1 protein-coding gene is annotated in these 4101 nt (G+C 69.6%); it reads right to left on the bottom strand.

Features of this window, described 5'->3' with window-relative positions; translation table 11 throughout:
- Positions 1-70 precede the first annotated feature (70 nt).
- The gene (hrpA, locus tag G3O00_RS40515) at positions 71-3991 is read right to left on the bottom strand and encodes an ATP-dependent RNA helicase HrpA (protein ID WP_206146354.1); all 3921 of its coding nucleotides are present in this window, start codon (positions 3989-3991) and stop codon (positions 71-73) included.
- Positions 3992-4101: the final 110 nt, after the last annotated feature.

The raw sequence follows: 4101 nt of genomic DNA, 5'->3' as shown, positions 1-4101 counted from the left end.
CCGGCGCGGCAGGCGCCGCGCGACCGGCCGGGGCCGGCCGCCGGTGCGGGCTCGGGAAACCGATGTTGCGCTAGCGCTGCATCGACTCCCAGACCTTGTGCAGACGCTTGACAGAGACAGGCATCGGCGTGCGCAGTTCCTGCGCGAACAGCGAAATCCGCAGTTCCTCGAGCAGCCAGCGGAATTCCGCGAGCCGCGAATCGGCGACGCCGCCGCGCTGCGACACCGCGCGCTGGTACTGCTGGGCGAGCGGCAGCAGGTCGGCCGACTGCTTCGCGTCGCGCGCCGGATCGGCCTTCAGCTTGTCGATCCGCAGCGCGATGCCCTTCAGGTAGCGCGGGAAGTGCGCCAGTTGCGCGTACGGCGTATCGAGCACGAAGCGCTTGCCGACCAGCGCGCCGAGCTGCTGCTGCAGGTCCGCGTGGGCCTGCGCGAACGGCTTCGCCTGCGCGAGCTTCTTCACGAGCCCCGCGTATTCGGCCAGGATCTGCCCGACCAGCCGCGCAATTTCCTGCGCGAGCAGGTTCAGGCGGCTCCGGCCCTCGTCGCGGCGCGCGTGGAAGCTCGCGTCGTCGTCGGGCAGCGGGTCCTGCAGGCACGCGCGGTCGAGCGCCGTGTCGATCAGCTGGTCGCGCAGCTCGTCCTGCGTGCCGAGCGACATGTACTGCATCGCCATCTCGCGCAGGCCCGGCAGGTTCTTCTCAAGGAACTTGATCGGCTCCTTCAGCTGCAGCGCGAACAGCCGCCGCAGGCCGGCCCGGTGGATGCGCGCGGCCTCCTCCGGCGAATCGAACACTTCGACGTCGCAATGCGTGCCGCGATCGACGAGCGCCGGGTAGCCGTACAGCGTCTGGCCGCGCCGGCGGATCTCCAGCAGCTCGGGCAGCTTGCCGAAATTCCACGTCGTCAGGTTCTCGTACAGCGCGGTCGCGCCGGCTTCCGCCGGAGCGGCCGTCTGCGGCGCCGCGCCCTTGCCGGCCGTCGCGTTGCGGCCGGCGGCACCGGTCGTGGCGGCCGTCGCAGGCGCCTGGCCGATGGGCTGGCCGTCATCGGCATCGCCGCCCGCCGCGATCGTCGACGCCGCCGCGATCTTCTGGAACTGCTGCTGCGCCTGCGCGCCCAGCTCCTGGCGAAGCTGCGCGAGATTGCGCCCCATCGCGAGCTGGCGGCCGTGCTCGTCGATCACCTTGAAATTCATGAACAGGTGCGCGGGCAGCGTTTCCAGCTTGAAGTCGGCCGTTTTCATCGCGATCTGCGTTTCACCACGCACGTCGGCGATCAGCGCCTCGACGAGCCCGCCCGCGCCGAAGCGCTCGCGGCCCATCCGCTCGACGAAACCGGCCGCGTACTCGGGCAGCGGCACGCAATGCCGGCGCAGCTTCTGCGGCAGCGACTTCAGCAGCAACTGCACCTTTTCCTTCAGCATCCCCGGCACGAGCCACTCGCAGCGGCGCGCGTCGACCTGGTTCAGCGCATACAGCGGCACCGCGAGCGTCACGCCGTCGCGCGGCGTGCCGGGCTCGAAGTGATACGTGAGCGCCATCTCGACGCCGGCCATCGTCGCGCGCTTCGGGAACAGCTCGGTCGTCACGCCGGCCGCCTCGTGGCGCATCAGGTCGTCGCGCGACAGGTACAGCAGCCGCAGCTTGTCCTCGGGCTGGCCGCCCTTCTTCACTTCGTCGCGATACCAGCGCTCGAACGCGGCGCCCGTGTGAATGCCTTCCGGAATCGCCTGGTCGTAGTACGCGTAGATCAGCTCGTCGTCGACCAGCACGTCCTGCCGGCGCGACTTGTGCTCGAGCTGCTCGATGTCGGCGAGCAGCTTGCGGTTGTGCGCGAAGAACGCGAGCTTCGTGTCGAACTCGCCCTCGACCAGCGCGCCGCGGATGAACAGCTCGCGCGCCCGCGACGGATCCTGCTTGCCGAACGCGACGCGCCGGCGGTGGTAGATCGGCAGCCCGTACAGCGTCGCGCGCTCGTATGCGCTGACCTGCGCCGGGCGCTTTTCCCAGTGCGGCTCCGACAGCGATTTCTTCAGCAAATGCGCGCCGATCTTCTCGACCCATTCGGGCTCGATCTTCGCGAGGCAGCGTGCGTACAGCCGGCTCGTCTCGACGAGCTCGGCCGCCATCACCCAGCGGCCGGCCTTCTTCGCGAGCACGGAGCCCGGCCACAGGTAGAACTTGATCCCGCGCGCGCCGAGATAGTGCGGATCGTCGTCGGCCTTCAGGCCGAGGTTGCCGAGCAGGCCCGTCAACAGGGCCAGATGGACCTGTTCGTAGGTCGCCTCGACTTCGTTCAGCCGCCAGCCGTGCTCGCGCACAACCGTCAGCAGTTGCGAATGGACGTCGCGCCACTCGCGCAGCCGCAGGTGCGACAGGAAGTTCTGCCGGCACGCATCGATCAGCTGGCGGTTCGACTTCTTGTGCGCGACGGCCTCTTCGAACCACGCCCAGATCTTCAGCCACTGCAGGAATTCGGAACGCTCGTCGGCAAACCGGCGGTGCGCCTGGTCGGCCTGCTCCTGCGCTTCGATCGGGCGGTCGCGCGGATCCTGCACCGACAGCGCGCTCGCGATGATCAGCACCTCGCGCAGCGACTGCTGGTCGCGCGCGGCGAGAATCATCCGGCCGACGCGCGGGTCGAGCGGCAGCCGCGCGAGTTCGCGGCCGAGCGGCGTCAGCGCGTTGTCGTCGTCGACCGCGCCGAGCTCGTTGAGCAGCTGGTAGCCGTCCGCGATCGCGCGGCCGGGTGGCGGCTCGAGGAACGGGAACGATTCGATCGCCGTCAGGTGCAGCGACTTCATCCGCAGGATCACCGACGCGAGCGACGAGCGCAGGATTTCCGGATCGGTGAAGCGCGCGCGCGCCTGGTAGTCGCTTTCCTCGTACAAGCGGATGCAGACGCCATCGGCCACGCGGCCGCAACGGCCCGCGCGCTGGTTCGCGGCCGCCTGCGAGATCGACTCGACCTGCAGTTGCTCGACCTTGTTCCGGTACGAATAGCGCTTCACGCGCGCGAGGCCGGTATCGACGACGTAGCGGATGCCCGGCACCGTCAGCGAGGTTTCAGCCACGTTGGTCGCGAGCACGATCCGGCGCGCATTCGACGACTTGAACACCTTGTCCTGGTCGGCCGCCGAGAGCCGCGCGAACAGCGGCAGGATCTCGGTATGCGGCGGGTGGTGCTTGCGCAGCGCCTCGGCCGCTTCGCGGATCTCGCGCTCGCCGGGCAGGAACACCAGCACGTCGCCGGGGCCTTCGCGGCACAGCTCGTCGACCGCGTCGACGATCGCGTCCATCAGGTCGCGCTCGGCTTCGCGCGCGGTCTTCACGCGGTCGCGGCCGCCCGTGCCTTCGGCATTCTTCACGGCCGGGCGATCCTCGGCCACCGGCCGGTAGCGCATCTCGACCGGATACAGCCGCCCGCTCACCTCGATCACGGGCGCGGGACGCTCGTCGGTGCCGAAATGGCGCGCGAAGCGATCGGCGTCGATCGTCGCGGACGTGACGATCAGCTTCAGGTCCGGCCGCCTCGGCAGGATTTCCTTCAGGTAGCCGAGCAGGAAGTCGATGTTCAGGCTGCGCTCGTGCGCCTCGTCGATGATCAGCGTGTCGTACGCCTTCAGCAGCGGGTCGGTCTGCGTCTCGGCGAGCAGGATCCCGTCCGTCATCAGCTTCACGGACGCGCCCGGCGCGAGATTGTCGGTGAAGCGCACCTTGTAGCCGACCACTTCGCCGAACGGCGTGCCGAGTTCCTCGGCGATCCGGCGACCGGTGGACGACGCGGCGAGGCGGCGCGGCTGCGTATGGCCGATCAGGCCCGTGCCGCCGGCGCCGAGGCCGCGGCCGAGATCGAGACAGATCTTCGGCAGCTGCGTGGTCTTGCCCGAGCCGGTTTCGCCGCAGACGATGACAACCTGATGACCGGCGATCGCGCGCGCGATTTCGTCGCGCTTGCCCGACACGGGCAGGCTTTCGGGGTACGTGATCGGCGGAACGGGGTTCGGTGCGACGACGGCGCGCGGCGGACGCTCGCGGCGCGGGGGGCGCTCACCCGTTGCCTGCGGCGCGCCCTTTGCGGCCGGCTGGCGCGCATCGA

Source organism: Burkholderia sp. Ac-20384 (genome assembly GCF_017104605.1).
GTDB classification, from domain to species: Bacteria; Pseudomonadota; Gammaproteobacteria; order Burkholderiales; family Burkholderiaceae; genus Burkholderia; species Burkholderia lata.
This window is presented reverse-complemented; position numbering and strand designations above follow the sequence as displayed.